The 21,284-nt window shown below is 63.7% G+C and carries 20 protein-coding genes and 2 tRNA genes; 11 read left to right on the top strand and 11 right to left on the bottom strand.

Annotated elements, in window-relative coordinates:
- Positions 1-319: 319 nt before the first annotated feature.
- From clpX to AC07TY_RS08635, 5 genes are all read right to left on the bottom strand, one after another.
- The gene (gene clpX / locus AC07TY_RS08615; RefSeq protein ID WP_123506075.1) at positions 320-1,597 is read right to left on the bottom strand and encodes an ATP-dependent Clp protease ATP-binding subunit ClpX; all 1,278 of its coding nucleotides are present in this window, start codon (positions 1,595-1,597) and stop codon (positions 320-322) included.
- A gap of 308 nt (positions 1,598-1,905) precedes the next feature.
- Positions 1,906-2,565 carry an ATP-dependent Clp protease proteolytic subunit gene (locus AC07TY_RS08620; protein WP_304999887.1) on the bottom strand — a complete coding sequence of 220 codons (660 nt, stop codon included), beginning with the start codon at positions 2,563-2,565 and terminating at the stop codon, positions 1,906-1,908.
- A 30-nt stretch (positions 2,566-2,595) separates the two neighbouring features.
- Complete coding sequence (locus AC07TY_RS08625) at positions 2,596-3,183, bottom strand: ATP-dependent Clp protease proteolytic subunit (RefSeq protein WP_123506077.1); 588 nt, start codon at positions 3,181-3,183, stop codon at positions 2,596-2,598.
- Positions 3,184-3,374: 191 nt separating this feature from the next.
- Positions 3,375-4,703: a trigger factor gene (gene tig, locus AC07TY_RS08630; RefSeq protein WP_123506078.1), complete on the bottom strand. Its 1,329-nt coding sequence runs from the start codon at positions 4,701-4,703 to the stop codon at positions 3,375-3,377.
- A 115-nt stretch (positions 4,704-4,818) separates the two neighbouring features.
- A tRNA-Pro gene (locus AC07TY_RS08635) sits at positions 4,819-4,891 on the bottom strand.
- Positions 4,892-5,048: 157 nt separating this feature from the next.
- On the opposite strand from AC07TY_RS08635, the gene AC07TY_RS08640 reads away from it, so the two are divergent.
- From AC07TY_RS08640 to AC07TY_RS08670, 7 genes are all read left to right on the top strand, one after another.
- Positions 5,049-5,122: transfer RNA gene (locus tag AC07TY_RS08640), tRNA-Gly, on the top strand.
- 142 nt (positions 5,123-5,264) lie between these two features.
- A complete protein-coding gene (locus tag AC07TY_RS08645) occupies positions 5,265-6,380 on the top strand; it encodes a tyrosine-type recombinase/integrase (RefSeq protein WP_494785052.1) in 1,116 nt (371 codons plus the stop codon).
- Positions 6,381-6,781: 401 nt separating this feature from the next.
- A complete protein-coding gene (locus AC07TY_RS08650; RefSeq protein ID WP_494785053.1) occupies positions 6,782-7,612 on the top strand; it encodes a hypothetical protein in 831 nt (276 codons plus the stop codon).
- 177 nt (positions 7,613-7,789) lie between these two features.
- Positions 7,790-8,362: a hypothetical protein gene (locus tag AC07TY_RS08655; RefSeq protein ID WP_494785054.1), complete on the top strand. Its 573-nt coding sequence runs from the start codon at positions 7,790-7,792 to the stop codon at positions 8,360-8,362.
- 488 nt (positions 8,363-8,850) lie between these two features.
- Entirely contained in the window at positions 8,851-9,240 is a 390-nt protein-coding gene (locus AC07TY_RS08660; protein WP_494785055.1) for a hypothetical protein, read from the top strand.
- A gap of 473 nt (positions 9,241-9,713) precedes the next feature.
- Positions 9,714-10,529, top strand: a complete 816-nt coding sequence (locus AC07TY_RS08665; RefSeq protein WP_494785056.1) for a hypothetical protein — start codon at positions 9,714-9,716, stop codon at positions 10,527-10,529.
- A gap of 217 nt (positions 10,530-10,746) precedes the next feature.
- Positions 10,747-11,307, top strand: a complete 561-nt coding sequence (locus AC07TY_RS08670; RefSeq protein WP_494785057.1) for a recombinase family protein — start codon at positions 10,747-10,749, stop codon at positions 11,305-11,307.
- Here AC07TY_RS08670 and AC07TY_RS08675 read toward each other — a convergent pair.
- Entirely contained in the window at positions 11,304-12,074 is a 771-nt protein-coding gene (locus AC07TY_RS08675) for a hypothetical protein (protein WP_494785058.1), read from the bottom strand. The two genes, AC07TY_RS08670 and AC07TY_RS08675, sit on opposite strands and share 4 nt — an antisense overlap.
- Positions 12,075-12,247: 173 nt before the next feature.
- Here AC07TY_RS08675 and AC07TY_RS08680 point away from each other — a divergent pair, with 173 nt between their 5' ends.
- The 3 genes from AC07TY_RS08680 (at position 12,248) to AC07TY_RS08690 (ending at position 15,733) form a co-directional block, all read left to right on the top strand.
- Entirely contained in the window at positions 12,248-12,805 is a 558-nt protein-coding gene (locus tag AC07TY_RS08680; protein ID WP_494785059.1) for a hypothetical protein, read from the top strand.
- Between the two features lie 243 nt (positions 12,806-13,048).
- The gene (locus tag AC07TY_RS08685) at positions 13,049-14,503 is read left to right on the top strand and encodes a DUF8370 family protein (protein ID WP_494785060.1); all 1,455 of its coding nucleotides are present in this window, start codon (positions 13,049-13,051) and stop codon (positions 14,501-14,503) included.
- A 237-nt stretch (positions 14,504-14,740) separates the two neighbouring features.
- The gene (locus AC07TY_RS08690) at positions 14,741-15,733 is read left to right on the top strand and encodes a YaaC family protein (RefSeq protein ID WP_494785061.1); all 993 of its coding nucleotides are present in this window, start codon (positions 14,741-14,743) and stop codon (positions 15,731-15,733) included.
- Positions 15,734-15,920: 187 nt separating this feature from the next.
- Here AC07TY_RS08690 and AC07TY_RS08695 read toward each other — a convergent pair whose 3' ends face one another.
- The 3 genes from AC07TY_RS08695 to AC07TY_RS08705 form a co-directional block, all read right to left on the bottom strand.
- Positions 15,921-16,772 carry a TIGR02391 family protein gene (locus AC07TY_RS08695; protein WP_494785062.1) on the bottom strand — a complete coding sequence of 284 codons (852 nt, stop codon included), beginning with the start codon at positions 16,770-16,772 and terminating at the stop codon, positions 15,921-15,923.
- 248 nt (positions 16,773-17,020) lie between these two features.
- Positions 17,021-17,302 carry a hypothetical protein gene (locus tag AC07TY_RS08700; protein ID WP_494785063.1) on the bottom strand — a complete coding sequence of 94 codons (282 nt, stop codon included), beginning with the start codon at positions 17,300-17,302 and terminating at the stop codon, positions 17,021-17,023.
- Between the two features lie 187 nt (positions 17,303-17,489).
- Positions 17,490-18,026 (bottom strand): low temperature requirement protein A, encoded by a 537-nt coding sequence (locus tag AC07TY_RS08705; protein WP_494785064.1) that lies wholly within the window; start codon positions 18,024-18,026, stop codon positions 17,490-17,492.
- Positions 18,027-18,187: 161 nt separating this feature from the next.
- On the opposite strand from AC07TY_RS08705, the gene AC07TY_RS08710 reads away from it, so the two are divergent.
- Positions 18,188-18,886 (top strand): SGNH/GDSL hydrolase family protein, encoded by a 699-nt coding sequence (locus tag AC07TY_RS08710; protein WP_494785065.1) that lies wholly within the window; start codon positions 18,188-18,190, stop codon positions 18,884-18,886.
- A 35-nt stretch (positions 18,887-18,921) separates the two neighbouring features.
- Here the strand turns inward: AC07TY_RS08710 and AC07TY_RS08715 are convergent, their stop codons facing one another.
- Together AC07TY_RS08715 and AC07TY_RS08720 are read right to left on the bottom strand one after the other, a co-directional pair.
- Positions 18,922-19,614 carry a response regulator transcription factor gene (locus AC07TY_RS08715; RefSeq protein WP_488625853.1) on the bottom strand — a complete coding sequence of 231 codons (693 nt, stop codon included), beginning with the start codon at positions 19,612-19,614 and terminating at the stop codon, positions 18,922-18,924.
- 9 nt (positions 19,615-19,623) lie between these two features.
- Complete coding sequence (locus AC07TY_RS08720; protein ID WP_494785066.1) at positions 19,624-21,171, bottom strand: sensor histidine kinase; 1,548 nt, start codon at positions 21,169-21,171, stop codon at positions 19,624-19,626.
- Between the last annotated feature and the right edge of the window lie 113 nt (positions 21,172-21,284).

The raw sequence follows: 21,284 nt of genomic DNA on the forward strand, positions 1-21,284 counted from the left end.
GCGGGCGCAAGGCGCGCCCGCCCCGCGGCCCCGCGGCCCCGCGAGATGGCCCTCCGCGTCGCCCGCGCCGCACCGGCCCGACGACGACGGCCACCTCGGCGCACCGGGGCAGGGAACGCCGTCCCCCGCGTCCCGCGAGATGGCCCCGCACGTCGGCTCCGCCCGCGCGGCGCGACGCCCGCGGCCACCTCGGCACACGAGCGCAAGGCGCGCCCGCCCCACGACGAAGGCCACCTCGCCGTGCCGACGGACCGACCGCCACAGCGGAGCCATGCGCGGCGACCGACAACGCCGCAGATCGGGCCGCCGGGCGTCGCGGCTACGCGCTCTTCTCGGCGCGTTCCGTCTGGCGCGGCACGATGGTCGGCGCCGCGTTCTCGAGCACCGACGCCTTGGTCACGACGACCCGGCCGACCGTCTCGTCGGAGGGCACGTCGAACATGATCGGCCCGAGCACTTCTTCCATGATGGCGCGCAGGCCGCGGGCACCCGTCTGGCGCAGAACGGCGAGGTCGGCGATGGCCTCGAGGGCGGCCTGCTCGAACTCCAGCTCGACGCCGTCGATCTCGAACATTCGCTGGTACTGGCGGACGAGGGCGTTCTTCGGCTTGGTCAGGATCTCCATCAGGGCGACCTGGTCGAGCTGCGACACCGTGGTCACGACAGGAAGGCGGCCGATGAACTCGGGGATGAGCCCGAACTTGTGCAGGTCTTCGGGCAGGACCTCGCTGAAGAGGTTGACGTCGTTGCCCTTCTCGTAGAGAGGGGCGCCGAAGCCGATGCCGCGCTTGCCCGCACGAGACGAGATGATCTCTTCGAGCCCCGCGAAGGCACCGGCGACGATGAACAGGACGTTCGTCGTGTCGACCTGAATGAACTCCTGGTGCGGGTGCTTGCGACCACCCTGCGGCGGAACCGATGCGACAGTGCCCTCGAGGATCTTGAGCAGCGCCTGCTGCACGCCCTCGCCCGACACGTCGCGGGTGATCGACGGGTTCTCGGCCTTGCGGGCGATCTTGTCGATCTCGTCGATGTAGATGATGCCGGTCTCGGCCCGCTTGACGTCGTAGTCCGCGGCCTGGATCAGCTTGAGCAGGATGTTCTCGACGTCTTCGCCGACGTAGCCCGCCTCGGTCAGCGCCGTCGCGTCGGCCACGGCGAACGGGACGTTGAGGCGCTTGGCCAGCGTCTGGGCGAGATAGGTCTTGCCGCAGCCGGTCGGCCCGATGAGCAGGATGTTCGACTTGGCGATCTCGATGTCGTCGCCGAGCGAGTCGGCCGAGGTCAGGGTGTTCATCGAGCGGATGCGCTTGTAGTGGTTGTAGACCGCCACAGACAGCGAGCGCTTGGCCGGTGCCTGCCCGATGACGTACTCCTCGAGGAAGTCGTAGATCTCGCGGGGCTTCGGCAGGTCGAATTCGCTCGACGGCTCTTCGCCGGCCTCGGCCAGACGCTCTTCGATGATCTCGTTGCAGAGCTCGACGCACTCGTCGCAGATGTACACGCCGGGGCCGGCGATCAGCTGCTGGACCTGCTTCTGGCTCTTGCCGCAGAACGAGCATTTGAGCAGATCGGCGCTCTCACCAATGCGGGCCATGAGCGGCCTCCCTCAGCCAATAGTCGTGATCAGAGTTGTTGCCGTGCCGCCTGTCGCGGCCGTGTGGTGCAGTCACCCGATGATCCCCTGTGATCTCCGGTTCGACTGCTCAACGAGCCTAACCCGAACCGCCGACAGTGTCGGCATCGAGACGCGCGAATCGCCGGGTGGCGGCGTGACAGTGGTTCGGGGCGGAGGTCGGGAGCGATTGGCTCCGGAGTTCCTGCGCCCCGGCCCCCGCGGAGGTGCGACGGCGCGGGACGCACGAAGCCCCGAGCACGACGGTGCTCGGGGCTTCGATCAGCGGACTACTTGGCGAGAGCCAGGTTCTTGCGCGAGGTCAGGACCTGGTCGATCAGGCCGTACTCGAGCGCCTCGGACGCACCGAGGATGTTGTCGCGCTCGATGTCGCGGTTGACCTGCTCGGGCGTCTTGTTCGAGTGCTTCGACAGCGTCTCTTCGAGCCAGGTGCGCATGCGGAGCACCTCGGCCGCCTGGATCTCGATGTCGGACGCCTGGCCGCCGCTCGATCCGCCGGTAGCCGGCTGGTGGATGAGCACGCGGGCGTTCGGCAGCGCGAGGCGCTTGCCCGGGGTTCCTGCGGCGAGGAGCACCGCGGCAGCCGAAGCCGCCTGACCGAGGCAGACCGTCTGGATGTCGGGGCGGATGTACTGCATCGTGTCGTAGATGGCCGTCATCGCAGTGAACGAGCCGCCGGGCGAGTTGATGTAGAGGGTGATGTCGCGGTCGGGGTCCATCGACTCGAGCACGAGCAGCTGAGCCATGACGTCGTCGGCCGACGCGTCGTCGACCTGCACGCCGAGGAAGACGATGCGGTCTTCGAACAGCTTGGCGTAGGGGTCCTGGCGCTTGTAGCCGTAGGCGGTGCGCTCCTCGAAGGAGGGCAGGACATAGCGTGAGCTCGGGGTCTCGAACCGACCCGCTCCACCCATCATTGGCAGTTCCATTTTCGTTCCTTACTCGTATGGGGAGAGGGGTTATTCCTGGTCGGTTCCGGCGCCGCCGATGACGTCGGAGGCCGACGAGCGGATGTGGTCGACGAAGCCGTACTCGAGGGCCTCTTCGGCGGTGAACCAGCGGTCGCGGTCGCCGTCTTCGTTGACCTGCTCGACCGTCTTGCCGGTCTGGGCCGCCGTGATCTCGGCGAGGCGCTGCTTCATCGAGAGGATCAGCTGGGCCTGCGTCTGGATGTCGGACGAGGTGCCGCCGAAGCCGCCGTGCGGCTGGTGGAGCAGAACGCGCGCGTTGGGCGTGATGTAGCGCTTGCCCTTGGTGCCCGCGGTGAGCAGCAGCTGGCCCATCGAGGCGGCCATGCCGATGCCGACCGTGACGATGTCGTTCGGCACGAACTCCATGGCGTCGTAGATCGCCATGCCCGCCGTGATCGACCCGCCGGGCGAGTTGATGTAGAGGTAGATGTCTTTCTCGGAGTCCTCGGCGGCAAGCAGGAGAAGCTTCGCGGCAATCTCGTTGGCGTTGTCGTCGCGCACCTCGGAACCGAGCCAGATGATGCGGTCTTTGAGAAGTCGGTCAAAAACACTGTTGGGCAGTGTTACGTCGGCCATGTGGTGCTCCCATTCAGTTGTCGCTTGCATACGAACTTAGGGGGTGCAACGCACGGATTCCGGGCTGTTCGCCCACGGCAGACCAGTCATGCGCATCAGGGCGCAGGAACTCGGGTGCGCAGCCGACAGAAAAGGCCGGGCGCGTCTGCACCCGGCCTTCTCGTCACGCAGTGGTTCTGCGCTCGTGCGGACTACGCGTGGTCGTGACCGGCGTGCTCGTCTTCGGTCTCGCCGCCGATGCCGGCCGTGGCCGTGAAAGCGGACAGGTCGACGTCGGCGCCCTTGTCGTCGGTGACCTTGGCCTTCGACAGCACGACCGCGAGGGCCTTCGAGCGGGCGACCTCGCCGACCATGGCGGGGATCTGGCCGTTCTCGTCGAGCACCTTGATGAACTCGCCGGGCTCCATGCCGTACTGGGCCGCACCCTGGATGAGGTACTGCGTCAGCTCGTCTTGCTCGACCTTGACGGCCTCCTTCTCGGCGATCGCGTCGAGGAGGATCTGGTTGCGGAACGCCGACTCGGACGACTCGGTGACCTCGGCGCGGTGCTCGTCGTCTTCGAGGCGGCTCTCCTGCTCGAGGTGACGGTGCACCTCGTCTTCGACCAGCTTCTCGGGGACGGGGATCTCGACGAGCTCGAGGAGCTTCTCGACGACCTGGTCGCGAGCCTCGGCACCCTGGCCGAAGGTCTTCGAGCGGCCGAGCTGCTCCTTGAGGTCGCCCTTGAGCTCGTCGATGGTGTCGAACTGGCTGGCGATCTGAGCGAAGTCGTCGTCGGCCTCGGGGAGCTCGCGCTCCTTGACGGCGGTCAGCGTGACCTCGATGAGGGCGGTCTCGCCCTCGCGGTCGCCGCCGAGCAGCTTCGACTCGAACGTGGTGGTCTCGCCTGCGGTCAACGACTCGAGGGCCTCGTCGATGCCCTCGATCAGATCGCCCGAGCCGAGCTCGTACGAGATGCCCTTGGCGTTGTCGACCTCTTCGCCCTCGATGGTGGCGGTCAGGTCGATCTGGCCGAAGTCGCCCTTTGTGGCGGGACGGTCGACGGTGATCAGCGTGCCGAAGCGCGTACGGAGGTTGTCGAGCTCCTCGTCGACCTCGGCGTCGGTGACGTCGACCGACTTGACGGTGAGCGCGAGGCCCTCGTAGTCGGGAAGGTCGAACTCGGGGCGCACGTCGACCTCGATGGCGAGGAGCAGGTCGCCGGAGAAGTCCTTGACGTCAGGCCATCCGACGACGTCCGCCTCGGGACGGCCGAGCGGACGGATCTCGCTCTCCTCGACTGCGGCGCGGTAGAAGGTGTCCATGCTCTCGTTGACAGCGTGGTTCAGGACCTCTTCACGGCCGACGCGCTGGTCGATGATGGGCGGCGGGACCTTGCCCTTGCGGAAGCCGGGGATCGACACCTGCTCGGCGATGTGGCCGTAGGCGTGGGTGATGCCGGGCTTGAGGTCGTCGGGGCTCACCGCGATGTTGAGCTTGACGCGCGTGGGGCTGAGCTGCTCAACCGTGGTCTTGACCAATGTCGTACTTCTCCTGTGTTGGTGGATCGTGCGGATCTTCTGGCGTGCTGGCCGTCGAATTCTCAGCCCGGCCGTCGTGGTACCAGCCTGGCACTCGTGTTGCTAGCACTGCACGTCGGGGCGACAGGACTCGAACCTGCGATCTTCCGCCCCCAAAACGGACGCGCTAGCCACTACGCTACGCCCCGGTATTTCAGTGTCGTGCGCGGCTCTTGCCGGTGCCCCCGTTGAGGTCGGGGCGAAAAGAGCCTTGTGAAGTCTAGCCCGTCGTGCGCCGGGGAAACTGAGCGGCTCTGACAATGCCCTATGCTTACTAACGCACAGCGGCCTCCGGGCCAGCTTTGCGGGGATGTAGCTTAGTGGTAAAGCCTCAGTCTTCCAAACTGATGATGCGGGTTCGATTCCCGTCATCCCCTCCAAAGATTTCCGGCTTCTCATCTGGCATTTTCTGACCCCAAGGGATTGTTGCCTGGGCCGTTCGCCTCTGTCGTGACTCACGGCGTGACTCAAACTCGTTTCGCGTCAGGTTGAGGTTTCCGTTCGGACCCACGTACAACCGACATGGGAACGAACCTCTTGACGACTTCACGGACCAAGTTCGGCAGTGTGGACTGCCTGCCTTCAGGCCGCTACCGCGCCCGCTACCGCCGCCCCGAGACGGGCGAGCAGATGAGGGTCCCTGGCACCTTCTCGACCGAGAAGGAAGCCCGTGTGCGCCTGAAGGTAGTGGAGGCGAGCTTTCTCACGAATTCATGGACGGACGATCGGCGAGGTCGCGTCAAGTTCTCCACGTGGGCGACCTCCTACGTCGAGAACAAAGAGGCGACATGGAAGCCAGGCACGAGACGCAATAATGCGACCCTTCTCCGATCCTTGAACAAGGAGTTCGGCAGTCTTGCACTCGCGGACATCACCCCCTGGCACGTCCAGAGATGGTGGAACACAAGCGCCGCACACAAGGTCAACCGCCGAAACGGCTACTACCTGCTTCGGCCCATCTTGCAGAGCGCAGTTGATGCACGAATCATCGATAGGTCGCCGTGTCAGATCGCAAACGCCGGGAAAGACGCGTCCAAGGCAAAGGTCAGCTACGAGGTTGAAGACTTTCTAGGGTTGCTTGATCACGCTCCTGGCCACTACGCGACAATCCTGTGGGTCTTGTTCGGGGCAAGCCTCCGCATCTCCGAACTGCGCGGGCTAAACGTCGGGGACTTCGACCCCAAGACCGGCTCTCTCCTCGTGGAACGTCAGGCTTCAGATGTAGGCGGCAACTCGCTCGTTTCAACCAAGACAGGCACTACCCGCCGCGTCATCCTCTTGGAACCGGCCCGCGTCGCTCTAGAGCGATACCTCAGCGAGCAGAACCGGGGTGCTGACGAGGCGCTATTCCTATCCCCCAAGGGCGGCCGCATTTCCAAGTTCGACTTCTACCGGTCGTGGCACAAGATCCGGTTGGACGCTCGACTTCCGGCCCTCGTGCCGCATGATCTCCGCCACCTGTCTGCGACATTTACCGCCCAAGTTCCAGGTGTCGCCATGCGAGACGTGATGGACCGCCTTGGACACTCCTCCATGGCAGCGGCGATGCGATACCAGCGCTCTACCCAAGGCCGCCCCGCCGTCGTCGCAGACGCGGCCACGGAGGCGCTGGCTCAGCGGATGGCACATGCCAGCTAGCTGAGGACGGAAACGAGATTTCGGCTACTGCCCAAATTTTCTTGATCTCACCGTCGAGTCTCCAGATGACGTGCCGACGATCCCGCTGACGAGGGGTGGCCCAAACATCTCAGTCGAGGTCGTCGCCAGATTCAACCGAGCGGTATAGTTATCCCGATTCCTTGGCGGGAATTTGCTCCCCCACGTCGAAGCGTCATCTCTTCGACGTGGGGGTTTCCTCGTTCTTCGACGTACTACAAATGAGCTGACTCGACTTCACGCCGATTGTAGGGGAAGCAGTTCAACCCGCCAAGCAAGGAGTCCAGATGTCTGACCCCCTATCAAATAACGTGTCTTATCCACGGAGAGAGTGTGAAGACCTAGCTCTAGCTCGAGCTAGCTGGATTGAAGAAGCGAAAAGCTTGAAGTTCGATCCCGAGCTTCTGGAGCTTCTGAGTGAGGACTTCATCCCCATGGATGTCACCCCTGCCCTCACTCCTGAGTGGGACGAAGACGAGAAGGCCCATAAGGCCCGACAGGGCCGGGTTGGCATCTCCCGTCGTGAAGGCCTGAGGAAGAAGACCTTTCGTACCCCTTCCGATCTCCAGTGGCCTATCCCGTATCGCTGGATGCCATGGCTGGAGTGGGAGTCGGAGCTGTCGAGCTACCTTGCAGGGCTGGCTCTCCGCGAGATGAAGAGGCTGGACTCCAAGGCTGGATCAAGAAACGACGACATTCTCGCGAAAAGGATCGCCAAGGCTGTCTACGCCGTCGCTGACCAGCAGGGTGCCGCCTACTTGACCTGGGACAAGGTGAAGCCGATGGCTAGCTCTATCCACGTCGGGGGCGGCATCAAGCTGCCTCTGTTTACGGGGACGCTCTCACGGCTGGACCTGAGCCGGAAGGCGGAAGAGGCCGTTGTATACGCCTTCGAGGTATGGCGCGACGACTACTACGCCGACCGCACCGAGTGGGGCAGGAAGGGCGGCAAGCTCAGCAAGCGGCCCAAGAAGTACACCTACGAGTTGCTGGACGACATCGCCCACTTGTCGATCCCGGAGCAGGCCGACGCTCTTGGATGCTCGACGGCGACGGTCGGTCGTCTTCGCCGGGAGAAGGCCCTATCAAATAAGCCTGCCGAGGATGTTGAGGCTCCGACGACACCCCTTTCAAATAAGCCACGTCGCCGACCTACAGCGTCGCCTTCCCGAAGACGCGTCACGACGAACGCGACGACTGCGACCAGATCATGAATCGAGACTCCACAACACCCTCTAGATAACGCCCACTGCGCCCCCGAAGACGATTTGTCGGCCTGGGCGGATCGGCTGACTCTGTGACGACTTGAAAGAAAGCGTCTGAACGGTGCAAGTTTGCTCGCGCCGCGCCGATAGTCCTATGAAGAGGATTTGAAGAGGAGCAGCGCCACGATGGATCAAACCACGACCCCGACCAAGATCGGCAGACCGTGCTCTGTGTGCTCATCCACGGACCGTGTAGCCATCGACTCCGGTCTCATCAAAGGCAGTCCTGTTTCGAGACTTTCGCTGGACTTCGGAGTTTCTCCCGACTCGATCCGTCGTCACGCCCGTGCACACCTTGGCCCCGAAGCCAGAGCCGCCTTGGCTGGACCTCAGGGTCTCGCCCCGACTGATCTCGCAGAGCGGGTGCTGGACGTAGCCAACTCGGCGCGAGACGCGCGTCAGGGCGCAGAGGAAGCAGGTCAGGGATCAGCCGCCCTGAAGGCCGGTGCCGCCGAGATCAAGGCCCTAGACCTTTTGATGTCCCGTCTCGGCGTAGACGACCTCGAAATTCTCGACCAGCTCCGAGAGGGCGAGCGCCTGGCCACGGCGGTGGGGATGGCTACCCGTGGTGACCCGGCTCTAGGGCGCGCCGTCGCCTCCGAACTCCGCAAACTCGGATCAGCCGAGATGGCGACGGCTCTGGAGCAACACGCGGACGCGTCGCAAACTCTTTCCACTGCAAAGGCGGTTCAAGCATGACAACGAACAAGAATTTTCACGCCACGCCCGGCGAGAGATTCCACGTCTTGGTGGCGACCTCGCTCCCGGTCGGCGGTGGGCTGTTCTCCGGGGGGGGGAGGTAGTCGAGCGAGGCCGCACGGTCACAATCACGAGTGACCTGATCGAGGCGACCAAGAATAAGTTCGGCGCGTCTTGGCTGCACCTTGTGAACCATCCCGAGGGTCAGAAAGAGAAGTGGGGCGAGGTCAGATTCGCGCCCGGCCCCTGGCCCGACGACCAGGAGACCTGGATTCGAGGTGACCCCACGTGGGAGATGAGCCGAGCCAAGGCGCAGACCGCCGCTTGGGCTGTCCAGGATGAGCGTGAGCGTGCCAAGGCCCTTAGGACCGTCCTGGCGCGTTATGGCGCAGGCGTGCCCACGTCTGCCGAGACTGCCCGGTTCTCTGCCGACCGCCCGGCAGACGGCGCGGTGTCGCCGTCGCCCGCCCCACGTCGAGGCGGCCTCTATGCGTGACTCGACGCAAGAAGAATTTCACCCCAAGCGCGCCGGAGTTCGCTGGCGACGCGAGGTCACGCTCTTCCTCCAGAGCCACGGCCTTCCAGCGGTTCAGCGCCGAGAGAACCGCACCCGACTTGTCCCCGCAGATGGCGTAGGCGGCCACGGCGACATCCTTGGACTCGATGGTTGGTCGGTCATCACGAGGGCGGAGCGTCGTCCCTACTTCAGTTCTGGAGTCGATAAAGCCCGTGAGGCAGCTGAGCAGTCAGGCGATGAGTTCTACGCGGGCGTGTGGAGTCGCCCTGGCCACGAGCCGAGCGCTGGCTACGTCGTGATTGATCTCCGAAGCTTCGCCACCCTCGTGCGCCGCACCACGGACTGGACCAAGGAGGCCTGACGTTGCCTCTCAATCTTTCGCGACCCTCCGTTGGTGGCCATGCGCGTCTCGGCGTGGGTAAGGCCGTTTACGGCCTCCCTGTCGGCTCTAGGGTCGTCCATGTGGAGGGCGGCAAGCTCGCCTGGGCTATCGACCCCGGTGGAGTCGTCCGAGCCTTCGTGCAGGGCGGCGAAATAGAAGTTCCCCAGCCACTCCAGGAACTCGTTCGCAACAAGATTTTCGGGACGACGTAGTCCCCCCCCGACTTCGAGGAAGGGCCTCCTTCCCGACCTCGAAGATGTCGCCGCCGTGGAGGGATCGTTGCCTTCGGAGAACGGTGCGACACGATTCGGGCCTCCGGTTCTTAGTCATCTCCCCGGAAGCCCGAACTCCACATTCCCCAGCCCGCTCGCATCCCATCCACGAAGTTTGTTAGCGGGTGGGCTGGCCCTCTTTTGGAAACTATGCCGGTACGCGACTTGTAATCTGATGCTATGCCTGGCGATGATCTTCCCCTCCCCGATGAAGACGATGACGACACGTGGTTGAGGCTCCTCATGCACGTCAGCACCATGGGGGAACAAGCCGAAGTCATCGAGATGGAGGAAGAGGACATCCAAGCCCTCCGACGACATTTTGCGTCACCGGAGGCGACGGAACTGCGGGACCGCCTCTACTTGGCGACGGGTGGCCTCATCTCGGCCACGGCCGCTGTGGAGATGGAGCTCAACCCCCTCATCTCCTTTCTCCTTAACCCACTTGAACCCGAACGTGTCAAGCAAATCGTGATTCCCCTGGCGACAAGCGCCAAGCTGAAAATGCTTAGGGGATTATTTCCACCCAAGTGGGAGTCGGGCAAAGAACTTCTGCACGCTGTCCAAAAGCTGTCTGAGTTCAGGAATCGCCTTGCTCATGGCACGTGGGCTACTTCGAAGATTGCCTCGAACGGAACCATTGACTACGGCACATTCTTGTCAGGATTCGACACGCGGAGGATGATTACGACAAGAGATTCCGTGACTGAGGGCGAGCTTGCCGAGTGGCAGAGAGTCGCTCACGTCTTGCGCTGGACGTTGAACCTAGTTCTGAGATATGGGCACCGCCCCGTTCTTGAAGAAGGCAACTTCGTTCTGTGGGACCTTCGCGAACTGCTCACTGACGCTGGAGACGCGAAGGACGAGTTGCCGGCCGATTGGACGCGTGCCGACATTCAGGCGACGGTGGAGAAACTGTTTTCCGGAGCGGAGAGGGCATTTCAGCAAGAGGCGGCAGACCTAGGTCTGGATGATTCATCCAACAGTCAGGGCTAACCGCGAGGCTCTTCGGACGGGCCTTTCCCCTTGGACCGACAGGGTTTCGCCAGCGCGTTGCCTAATCCCCGGACAGCCTTCGCTCATCTCAAAAACGATCGTTTCCGGACGCTCCGCCGAGCACAAGAAACTGGGCCTTGTTCCCCACCCGCTTCCTTCTCGTAACTGGTGTACGAAAAGTATGGAACTCAGGCACCCTTTTAATTACAATTGCTTCATGACTTCACAGCGCATTGGGTACTCACGTGTTTCCACGACGGACCAGAATCCAGAGAGCCAGATCGATGCTCTGTCTGAGGCAGGTTGCACAAAGATTTACCTGGACAAGATCACGGGCACGAAGGCCTCTCGCCCGGAGTGGGACCGTGCGCGCGAAGTACTCCGCGATGGCGACACGCTTGTGGTGACCAGGCTCGATCGTTTGGGGCGATCGACAAAGGACCTTCTAGCGATATGTGAGTGGCTGCTGGCGAGCAACGTCGCGCTGGAAGCAACCGAACAGGCCATCGACACGACCACACCTGAAGGAAAACTCTTTTTCACGATGGTTTCTGCCTTCGCTGAATTCGAACACTCGATGATGAGGGCACGCACGATCGACGGCCTGGCGGCGGCTCGTGCTCGCGGGCGCATGGGCGGGCGCAAACCTAAGCTCACGGACAAGCAAGTAAAGGCGATCCGTCGTCGTTACGAGGAGGGAGAGGCCGTTCAAGTTCTCGCGGACAGCTTCAACACATCCCGACCGACGATCTACCGTGCGCTAGCGGCCTCGGCCTAACCCGGTATCTGTAGAAGGCCCGTGAGAAACGCGGTCAGAAGTGTGACAGCTATGGAGGCCGGGGCCGTGATGATGAACACTTTGAAGTTTGTGTGTTCGTCCGCCCGCCGCGATGCCGTCTCCCTCCTAGATTCCATGCGGATGCGAGCCGCCGGAACTGCGGGCCGGTTTCGTGTCAGCCGTTGGTAGGACAACGCTGATGCGAAGAGGATGCCGCCGATGACGAGCCACCCAAGAACATGGGCGGGCACGGGCATGGATTGAATTTTCTCCAGCCATATCCACGTGGCTAGGAACGATAAAAAGGGGAGAAACGCGAGGAGACGTGCGATGAGCCGCCACTGAACGCGCGACCTTCCGTTCTCCATGAGTTTCACCAATATTTCGTCCTGGACCTCCGCATATTCAGCGGGGTTGACAGAAATTCCGGGGTTCTTTGTGAAGGTGACAACACCGTTGGCTTGCAGGTCGGGCCGCAGCACCTGGACCGAAAGCCGTTGCCGGTCTGCCGAAGATAGGCCCGCCAACTCCTCTTCTGAGAAGGTCTGTTCGGTGAACGGGGCCACGTCCTGAAGTCGGTAGACAGCCGTGGTGCCGAGGGTTCGTTCCAGGATGCGGGCGACCTCGCTGACGGTGTCTAGGTCGAGGACAAGCGACCGAAGCCGGATTCCTGAGTGGTCGTTCTCAGGTGAGGTCTTAGCGTCTGGTGGTCCATAGACCCAATTTAAAAGTTGTGACCAGCGCGACTGCCGATAGCTCATCCCCATGGGGGAAAGGTAGCGGATCGGGCCCGCCTGACTCCACATAGATTGCAGTCGCTAGGTCCAGTCCTTTAGCTCACCCGACCCGCCTAGGCACCCGATCCCAAGGAAACGCGATCAGCCTCGTTCCAGCCGGTAAGCACAAGCCCCTGAACCGCCTACCAAGTATTGTCCGGGGTATGGATGAAACTCAGGCTGCCGTCCTCATCGCGGTCATACCGGCGGGGGTGAGTGTTCTGTCTGCTGTCCTCGCCGTTCGCTCGGCTACCAAGGCCCGAGTGGCTGAGGGGGAGACGGCCCGACTTCGGCAGCTCGAAGAACGAACCGCCGGAAAAAAGTACGAGGTCTACGAGCCCATGCTTCGGCTCATGGGCGACCTGCTGACTCCTGGGCGGCTTGAGTCAGCGGGCAAGGAAATGGAGAGGGTTCTGCCTGACTTCATGACCTTCCTGAGCGTGTGGGGCTCGGACGAGGCCGTCATCGCCTTCACACGATTCCGCACGGCATCGAACTACGATCCGCCGGTGGAAATCACGATGCGAATTGTTGCGGACTTCCAGGTCGCGGCTAGAAAAGATTTAGGCGACGACAGCACTCGGGTAACTGGCCTGGAAACAATGGGGATGCGTATCAACGACCTCTACACCAGGCCGGACATGGTGGAGGCATTCACGATGCCCTTTGAAAGTCTTGCCGCCAGACATTCATGGCCCATTCCTTGGGCGCAGGGCTTCTAAGGCTGACTCAACACTTCACCTCTGAAGGTGCCTGTTAGTCACGTTCTCGGTCCTGTATGGGGCGTTCGTCCGTGACACTTGTTATCGCGGTGTAGTTCATCCTCTCTGCGTCCCCGGCTTGCGTTCCTCCTCAACTCTCAACCAGAAGACTCCGAGGAGAAATATCGACTCGCGGGGTTAGTAATGAGGGGAGCACCCCACCAGGTGTCAGTATTCGCCTACGAATCGGCAGGGTGGGTGGGCATGCGTTTCTCAGATCAGTTCGGACTTGAAGTGGGCCAGGGGCTTCTTGATTTCGTTGACATAGACACGACGGAGGACGTGCGTGTTTACTTAGACCCCCGTGCCATTCGCAATCAGCGCGGTGACTTTTCCGAAGAATGCCAAGGGCTGCTTCAGTCGTACTTCCACGAAGTCTTGACTGCCATAACGGCGGGCGATACTGAACGCATCGCGGCCCTCGTCGAGTCTTTGGGCTCCGAACCCAATGAAACCCATCTTGGTCAAAGCGAAGGCCCGTCGCGGGGTCGAGGACTTGGTCCAACCAAGCGTCAGGCGATCGTCGAGGCACTCGCCAACAGCGAGGCGGCAAAGACGGGTCTCCTGAGAGACCTGGAAGAGACAGCTCTCTTCATACCCGGCATCGATCGGGACTTCATTAGCGACATGACGACCAGCATTATAAGGCATCCCTTAGTGCGCTACACGCAAGATATGTGCCAGCTTCATGATGTCGAGATGAGTTCGCAGTGGTCCGGCCCCATGTGGGACCCCAACACCCTCGGCTGGGCCGAAGACATGGTCCTACTACCCCGTGGCCCTGAGGGCAAGCTATTGCTTGTTCCGAAGTCGATCGTGCGGTCGCAATTGATCACCAACGCGGGTCGCTATTACCGAGACTACCTCCGCCCAATTCTCATGGACGAGGAGCTGCGAGCAGGTTCCAGTCTCGTTCACATATTGAAAAATAAGAGGAAGAAGGTCTTCGCCAAAGACATCGAGAACAAGTACGGCTCGGACAAGTTGGCTTCGGAGCGGGAGACGAAGAAGAGGCCGGAGGCGCTGGAACGATTCCGTGCTGGAGCGAGTGGTACTGCCTACCCTCCATACTCAAACCCAGACTTCGAAGAACGCACGGGCGCGCCTGTCGTCGACTACGAAGCCCTGGTTGAACCGCTTGGAGCCATACTTCCCGGTAGACCTGGAGCGACCGCTTACCATCGAGCTGCTGCGGCGATACTGACTGCGGTACTTGACGCGTCACTCAGCAATATGACGATCGAAGCGCCCATTCACGGTCAGCGAAAAAGGCTGGACATCAAGTTCGACAACGTCGCTGGCCAAGGCTTTTTCTTCTGGCTCTCCCAGCACTACAACGCGGCCACGGTTGTCGTGGAGTGCAAAAACTATTCGAGCGATCCAGCCAATCCTGAACTGGACCAACTGATCGGTCGTTTCTCCAATGACAGAGGCCGGATTGGCATTCTGGTTTGTCGGAAAATAGAAAATAAGGCGCTGTTTGCCCAGCGGTGCAGGGACACGGCATCTGACGGAAATGGATTCATAATCGCCCTGGATGACGACGACTTGCGGGAGCTTGCGACGTGGGCTGCTGAGCACTCCGCGAGCAGCAGGTCGATGCGAGGCGACTTTCCTCTCCTTCGATCTAGGTTCGGCTACTTGATTGGCGAGGGCTGAACTGATGACCTTCACAGTCGCCGCGATTGCATCGCCCTGCTGGCCCAGACAGCGGCAAGGTAAGAACACGTGACCACTCCTGGCCTAGCCGTAGGGGGTAGAAACGCCGGAGGAAGGCCACCTGCAGCTCTCGTCGGAGAATCTACTTCTTACAAGGGGCGACCTGTCGTCGCCGGAGTGGGATCGTTCGCTCATCCAGTGTCCCCGCGGGCTTCGGTAGCCGACCTGTGGTCGACGATGGAAATAGCTGCCGCGTCAGGGGATACGCCGCTACAACGCGACAGATCACCGAAATTGGACCCCGCGGCTAGGCTTCGGCTGAAGGCCTACGTCCATCAAGCCCGCCAGTACTACGAGGCTGTGGCTCAGGCCGATCCTGTCGCCAAACCCCTTCTGGGCTACTACTTTGTGCTGAACGCCGCCAAGGCATTTTTGACCGCAGCTGAGCCTGACGTGACATCTCGGACCGGATTGAGACACGGTATTGGCCAAGCCAACGGGAGCTTGTCAGTCCCCTACAGTTTTTCCCAGGAACGCCTTGAAGTGCAAACTGATGGGGTCTTTCATCTTCTGGCTGAGAAGACGGGCCGCGGGTTCGTGTGGCACAGGGGCGAGATGGTGCTCTCGAAGTTGATGCCTTATCTTCCAGAAAGCATCGACTTGTATTCAAGCTCGTTCTCCCTGAGACCGGCGTTGATTCCGGTGGAGAGCATTCAGATTCGAGCTTCTGGCCAACGCCCAAATAAATTGGCGTGGCTAGAGGTCCAGGTGTCGCGCCTTGCCCTGAGCGAGAACGAGCTGAGCCCTCGTCTGATGCTTAGACATGCCGCTGCCTTTGCGGATTCGTTCAACCTTGTCGACTCGGGAGCTGGGCCGACAGCTCTCTATCAGTTGCGCACTCCCGTCAACTACCCCGCCATGCCTAAACCCCTGTTGGGACTCCAGCGCGCCTTCGACCAGTCCCTTATCGTTCGCAATCGAACCTTGGCATCAAGACGAGACTCCATAACGATCTCCCCCCACGTTGACCTGGTGTCAAGTGAGGCGGTGACGTTCGCCGTCATGCTTCACTTGAGCAACATGGTTCGATACCGGCCCTACCACGTGGAAGAGCTTCGCGGAGGAGACTACTGGTGGCTGTTCACAAGCTGGGTTGATCGCGCGTGCGAAAACTTCCTACTTTCAATGTCATCTCGAATTTCGCTCGAAGAGCATGTGATCAGTTCGTGATCCGTCTCTGGAAAATTTACGCCCAAGCGTGTGACGGACTTGTTCCGTAGTTGTTGCTGTACATCCAGAGTCTCGTCTCGTCGGTCGTGGCCCTTCAGGACCTAACTTGGTGCATGACCAATGTTTGTCCGTAGGTTTGGGCAACGTGGTGGAGGGAGGGGTAGAGCAGGCAAGGATCGGAAGATGTCTACCGAACTGCACTTTCCGCCGTGATCAACGTGCACACATCGATCCAACGCGCGAGGGTGCTGAGGGTGGCGAGCTGCTCCAAGGCGAACTGCATGTCGAGAACGCCCGAACCATGTGTAACCGGGTTGCGAATGGCTGAGAAACACCCTTGCGAAAAATTGAGGATGCCCGTTCGCATGGCCTTCACGGTCAAGTCGCTGTCATCCCCCGGCCATCGAAGACGGGGTTTGCCGGACTCTGGAGCGCTTAGAGAAAAAACTTGTTGCATGAGAACCACGTCGGATACATCGTAACGCCCGGTCATGGTTTGGACGCTCGCGTTCAGCAGGGTGGCGGCACGCTGAACCGCCTGGGCGTGGTGCCCGTCTGTCCACAATTTTTGCGCGGCTTGCCAGACCGTGGAGTGAAGAGCATCGGCCGCCATATTTGGAGCTGAAGGTGCCGCGTGCTCCTGAAGTTCAGCCTTCGTGCGAATCATGTTGAGCGCGTACTTCGCGAGTTCTACGCCACTGTCGAGGTAAATGCTGCCATCGACGCTCCCCACGTCCGTCACGAGGGTAGGAAGCTTCTCGTGCCCCAAGACGGACGCGACAACAATGCGCGTTGGATGCTCACGTTCCCTAAGGTCGTCGAGGGCAGGACCCCGCTTGACCTTCAATAGCTCGCCGAACCCAATGCGTTCCGCTTTGGTTATCCAGTCCCCCAGCACACGAACAGCCCATTCGTCATCCATGTCTCCTCCGGGTGTAACGATAGAACGTCGAAGTAATTTGACGGCCGTGCCCGCGTCCGACCCGCCGGTGGCAACGACCTCACCCGCAAGCCGTCGCACCTTGCTAACGGTCGGCATGACTCAGGCGTGACTCAGACGTGACTCAAACCGCTCTAGTATGAATTCAAGCAACGACACCTTTAAATCATGATTTGACCCGGTGAAGCCTGGATTTCCGGGGAAGCACGGGAAGACCTTTGAAGTCTTCCAAACTGATGATGCGGGTTCGATTCCCGTCATCCCCTCTGGATTTGTCTCGCCACGCGGTGCCGATCTCGCCGCGGTGCCGCTTTCGCCGGAACACCGGGATGGGGCCAGGACACCGGCTATCGCCGGTGCGGCGGGGCGAAAGCGGTGTCGGCGGCGCACTCGGGGGCGAAGCTGGCGACGAAGAGGGTCTCGCCGGCCAGGAGGCTGAAGGTACCCAGGCCCGCCACGGGCGCCGTGCCCGAGATCGCCAGCAGGAAGAGGCCCTCGAGGATGCCCGCCAGGCCGAGCAGGCGCGCGTAGTCGCGGAGACCCCGCGGCGCGACGACTGTCAGCCACAGCGAGTCCCACGCCGCGAGCGCCGGCGACGCGGCCGAGCCGCGGACCTCGAGGTGCGTCATGGCCCGATCCTAGGCTCAGCCGGCCGGGACGCCCCACCCCACCACGATCAGGACTCCGCGCCACGCGCCCCAGCCACCGCACCACGATCGGGACTCGGCACCGAGTCCGGACGCGGTGCGGAGTCCCGATCGTGGGCGCTGAGCCCGGCCTCCCGCCCGGCATGGAGCGGAGTGCCGATCGCGGACGCTAAGCCGGGCCCCTGTCGACGGGCACCGACCGATCGCACCCGGCGACAACGACCACGACCGCGACGACCATGAGCGCCGCGACCACCTGCAGCGAGTGCGGCGCGAACGAGGCGAGCGCCACGACCACGGCCATGACGGGCACGGCGACGTTGACCCGGGGCGACGACTGCCGCCGCAGCACCAGCAGCCAGACGAAGAGCAGATACACCGCACAGGGCACGGCAAGCGTCGCTGCCGCCGCGGCCGGGGTCAGCGCCACGTCGCCGCCCTCGACGTCGATGGCGATCTCGATTCCCGCCGAGAGGGCGCCGGCCGCGGCGAAGATCGCGTAGTGGCCGTAGCCCCAGCCGAGGGCCGTCCGCAGCGAGGTGAGGTGGCCGTGCTGCGGGAAGGCGAAGGAGATCCACCAGAAGCAGACGATGATCACCAGCGACGTGGCCGCCAGCAGCACGAGCTGCCCGACGTGCTCGGTCTCGCGGCCGACCTCGACGACCGCGTTGCTCGACGCGAGGATCGACTCGCCCAGCACGATCATCGACAGTAGTGGCGGGGCGGGCGGCGGGCGGCCCGTTCCTGCGCCCAGAAGAAGGCCAGCCCCGCGCCCAGAAGAAGGCCAGCCCCGCGCCCAGAAGATGGCCAGCCCCGCGCCCAGAAGGGGTGTCAGACGGGCCGCCGTTTTCGGGTGAGAATTGTGCAATGCGAATTCGTGCTCGAGTGCTGGCCCTGGGTGTGGCCGTCGTCGCCATCGGCCTGCTCGCGGGCTGCGCGACGACGCCCGAGAGCACTCCGGAGGCCGTCTCGATGGCCAACGCCACACCGCAGCCGACCAGCGGTGCGGAGGGCGGCATCCGCGTCGCGATCGTCGGCGACTCGCTGACCGCGGGCGGCGGGCGCTCGCTCGCCTCGGGCCTCACCGCGAACACGTGGATGACGTACGCGCAGGGCGACGGCATCGACTACGTCGGCGGCTGGGCGGTCGGCGGGCGCACCGTGCAGCAGATGGCCGAGTACGCGGCGCCGATCTCGAAGGTGGACGTGCTCGTGCTCATGGGCGGCACCAACGACGTCCGCAAGAGCATCTCGTTCGGCCAGACGGCGTCCAGCTACGAGAAGGTCGTCGCGACGATGCGTCCGAAGCACGTCATCATCGGAGCGATTCCGCCGAACGACAAGCACCCGGTCGCGGCCGAGCACTACCAGGAGCAGCTCGAGAAGTACGCGCGCGCGAAGGGCTGGGACCTCGTCGACCCGTGGGGCTTCGCCCGCCACGGCCTGGTCTACGCCACGGGCACGACGGTCGACGGCATCCACCCGACGACGGCCGGCTACAAGAAGGTCGGGCTGGCGTTCCGGGCGGCGATCCTGCGGGTCTCCTCGACGCCCCAGAAGGGCTGAGCGGCTAGCCCGCTGCGCCAACTGCCCACCGTGCGTCAGCTCTGCAAGAAGGCGAGCACCGCCAGCACCCGCCGGTGGTCGCTTCCCGAGTCGTCGAGCCCGAGCTTCTGGAAGATCGACGTCACGTTCTTCTCGACCGCGCCCGTCCCGATGAACAGCGCCGCCGCGATCGCCGAGTTGGTGCGCCCCTCGGCCATCAGCGCGAGCACCTCCCGCTCGCGTGGGGTCAGCGCCGCCAGGGGGTCGCTGCGGCGCCCGAGGAGAGCGGCCACGACCTCCGGATCGAGCACCGTGGCCCCGTCGGCGATCCGCTCGATGGCGCTGCCGAGCTCGTCGATCGAGGTCACGCGGTCTTTGAGCAGGTAGCCGACGCCGTCCGAGCCCGCCGTGAGGAGCTCCCTCGCGTAGGCGACCTCGACGTACTGCGACAGCAGCAGGATCCCCGTCCGGGGCCGCACCCGCCGCAGCTCGATCGCCGCCCGCACCCCCTCGTCGCGGTGCGTGGGCGGCATGCGCACGTCGAGCACCGCGAGGTCGGGGCGCGACCGGTCGAGATCGCGGAGCAGGGAGTCCGCGTCGCCGTACGCCCCGACGACGTCGGTGCCGAGCTCGTCGAGCAGTCGCACGAGCCCCTCTCGCAGCAGCACGGAGTCGTCGGCGACGACGACCCTCCGACGCGGAGGCTCTGTCGACGGGCGCTCGCTGGTCGGCGGGGTGGTGGTGGTCACCCGCCGAGCCTACGAGTCGCCGTCGGTGCGCGCGGCTTCGTCCTCCGTGGTGCGCGGCTTCGCCGACCCGGGCGCAGGAACTCCCCCGCCCCCGGCCGACAGATCCTCCGTGGGGTACGGCAGCGTCGGGTTCGGCGTCGCGGCCGCCGTCTCAGCCCGCGCCTCCGGGCCCCGGGCCGTCGAGCCGTCGGGCGCGGCCAGGGGCAGGTGAACGCTGGCGTGCGTCGGGCCCCCCTCGGGGCTCCGCAGCTCCAGCCGCCCGCCGAGCCCCATCAGCCGCTGCTCGATCCCCGCCAGGCCGTGCCCGGGCCGGGCCGTCGCGCCCCCGCGGCCGTCGTCGGTCACCACTACTCGCAGCTCGTCGCCGGCGATGGTCTTCGGCGCCGACAGGATGAGCTCGGCGCGGCCGGCGCCCGAGTGCTTGCCCACGTTCGTCAGCAGCTCGGCTGCGATGAAGTACGCGTTGCGCTCGGTCTCGACCGGGATCTCGAGGCCTTCGGGAAGCTCGTCCGTGAAGCGCGTCGGCACGGTCGCGCGGTCGACCGCGGCGTCGAGAGCCGGGGCGAGTCCGCGGTCGAGCAGCAGGGGCGGAGCGAAGCCGCGGGAGAGGGCGCGGAGCTCCTCGAGAGCCTCCTTCGCCTGCTGCTGGGCCTCGACGATGAGGCGCCTGCTCTTCTCCGGGTCGGTCTCGACGGCGCGCGAGGCAGCGGAGAGGTCCATCTGCATGCGGATCAGGCGCTGCTGCGGGCCGTCGTGGATGTCGCGCTCGAGGCGGCGGAGAGCGGTGCCCTCGGCCGACACGGCTGCACTCCGGGAGACCTCGAGCCCGGCGACCTCGGCCTGCAGCTGCTCGGAGCGGAAGCCGCCGAGCATCCAGCCGGCGATCGCGCCCTGAACGAGCACGGCGCCGCGCGTGATGAACGGCAGGAGGGCAGCGGCAATCAACGCGACGATGACGGCGGCGGTCGACGTCATGGCGGCGTGATCGTTGAAGAGGTACTGCCAGATGCCGCCGGGGATCCCGTAGGTGGCGCCGTTGCTGGTCAGGACGGCGAGAGCGATGCTGCCGAACACTCCCCCGAGGGCGGTGCTCGCCACGGCGACGGTCACCGCGACGACGAGGAAGCCGACCCAGGGGAAGACGACCACCGTGAAGGCGAAGTAGAGCCAGTAGTGCGGATCGGCCGCGACCTCGACGAAGCGCACGAAGCGGTTCGCCGAGGTCTTGCGGCGCCAGACGACCGGCCGTGGCGCCGGCTCGCGCGCCCAGCCGAGACGCGTCAGCTCGATGGTGCCGAAGAGCCGCCCGAAGTAGAGGCCCGCGACGAGGAGGACGGCGAAGGCGATGAACGCGGCCAGACCGCCTCCGAAGCTCGTCAGGATGTTGCCGACGATTCCGTAGAGGGCCGCGGCGATGACGACCAGCACGCCGGTGAGGGCGAGGTAGCCGATGTCGCGCGGGAACGCCGCCCACAGCCGCCAGTAGAGCGCCCGCTGCTTGGCGGGAGCTGCGGGAGGCGCGGAGAAGTGCATGGAACTCGTCTCGGTGGTGGTCATGGATCCAGCGTGGCGGAGCGCGAGGGATGGCCCAATGGTGCCACCGGCCGCATTCCGGCGGGGGTTATCCCCCTTCCTGTGCCCCGTGGGAAGCCCAGGCTCACCTCAATTAG

Source organism: Frondihabitans sp. GW821-FHT04F02 (assembly GCF_059420045.1).

Excerpts from the sequence above, each read along its gene's own strand:
- AC07TY_RS08625 (WP_123506077.1), bottom strand. The coding sequence starts at position 3,183 with ATGGCCGACGTAACACTGCCCAACAGTGTTTTTGACCGACTTCTCAAA.
- AC07TY_RS08705 (WP_494785064.1), bottom strand. The coding sequence starts at position 18,026 with ATGATCGTGCTGGGCGAGTCGATCCTCGCGTCGAGCAACGCGGTCGTC.
- AC07TY_RS08670 (WP_494785057.1), top strand. The coding sequence starts at position 10,747 with ATGACTTCACAGCGCATTGGGTACTCACGTGTTTCCACGACGGACCAG.
- clpX (WP_123506075.1), bottom strand. The coding sequence starts at position 1,597 with ATGGCCCGCATTGGTGAGAGCGCCGATCTGCTCAAATGCTCGTTCTGC.
- AC07TY_RS08695 (WP_494785062.1), bottom strand. The coding sequence starts at position 16,772 with ATGCCGACCGTTAGCAAGGTGCGACGGCTTGCGGGTGAGGTCGTTGCC.
- AC07TY_RS08690 (WP_494785061.1), top strand. The coding sequence starts at position 14,741 with ATGGAAATAGCTGCCGCGTCAGGGGATACGCCGCTACAACGCGACAGA.
- AC07TY_RS08660 (WP_494785055.1), top strand. The coding sequence starts at position 8,851 with ATGCGTGACTCGACGCAAGAAGAATTTCACCCCAAGCGCGCCGGAGTT.
- AC07TY_RS08720 (WP_494785066.1), bottom strand. The coding sequence starts at position 21,171 with ATGACCACCACCGAGACGAGTTCCATGCACTTCTCCGCGCCTCCCGCA.
- AC07TY_RS08655 (WP_494785054.1), top strand. The coding sequence starts at position 7,790 with ATGGATCAAACCACGACCCCGACCAAGATCGGCAGACCGTGCTCTGTG.
- AC07TY_RS08680 (WP_494785059.1), top strand. The coding sequence starts at position 12,248 with ATGGATGAAACTCAGGCTGCCGTCCTCATCGCGGTCATACCGGCGGGG.
- AC07TY_RS08665 (WP_494785056.1), top strand. The coding sequence starts at position 9,714 with ATGCCTGGCGATGATCTTCCCCTCCCCGATGAAGACGATGACGACACG.
- AC07TY_RS08645 (WP_494785052.1), top strand. The coding sequence starts at position 5,265 with ATGGGAACGAACCTCTTGACGACTTCACGGACCAAGTTCGGCAGTGTG.
- AC07TY_RS08685 (WP_494785060.1), top strand. The coding sequence starts at position 13,049 with ATGCGTTTCTCAGATCAGTTCGGACTTGAAGTGGGCCAGGGGCTTCTT.
- AC07TY_RS08700 (WP_494785063.1), bottom strand. The coding sequence starts at position 17,302 with ATGACGCACCTCGAGGTCCGCGGCTCGGCCGCGTCGCCGGCGCTCGCG.
- AC07TY_RS08675 (WP_494785058.1), bottom strand. The coding sequence starts at position 12,074 with ATGGGGATGAGCTATCGGCAGTCGCGCTGGTCACAACTTTTAAATTGG.
- AC07TY_RS08620 (WP_304999887.1), bottom strand. The coding sequence starts at position 2,565 with ATGGAACTGCCAATGATGGGTGGAGCGGGTCGGTTCGAGACCCCGAGC.
- AC07TY_RS08710 (WP_494785065.1), top strand. The coding sequence starts at position 18,188 with ATGCGAATTCGTGCTCGAGTGCTGGCCCTGGGTGTGGCCGTCGTCGCC.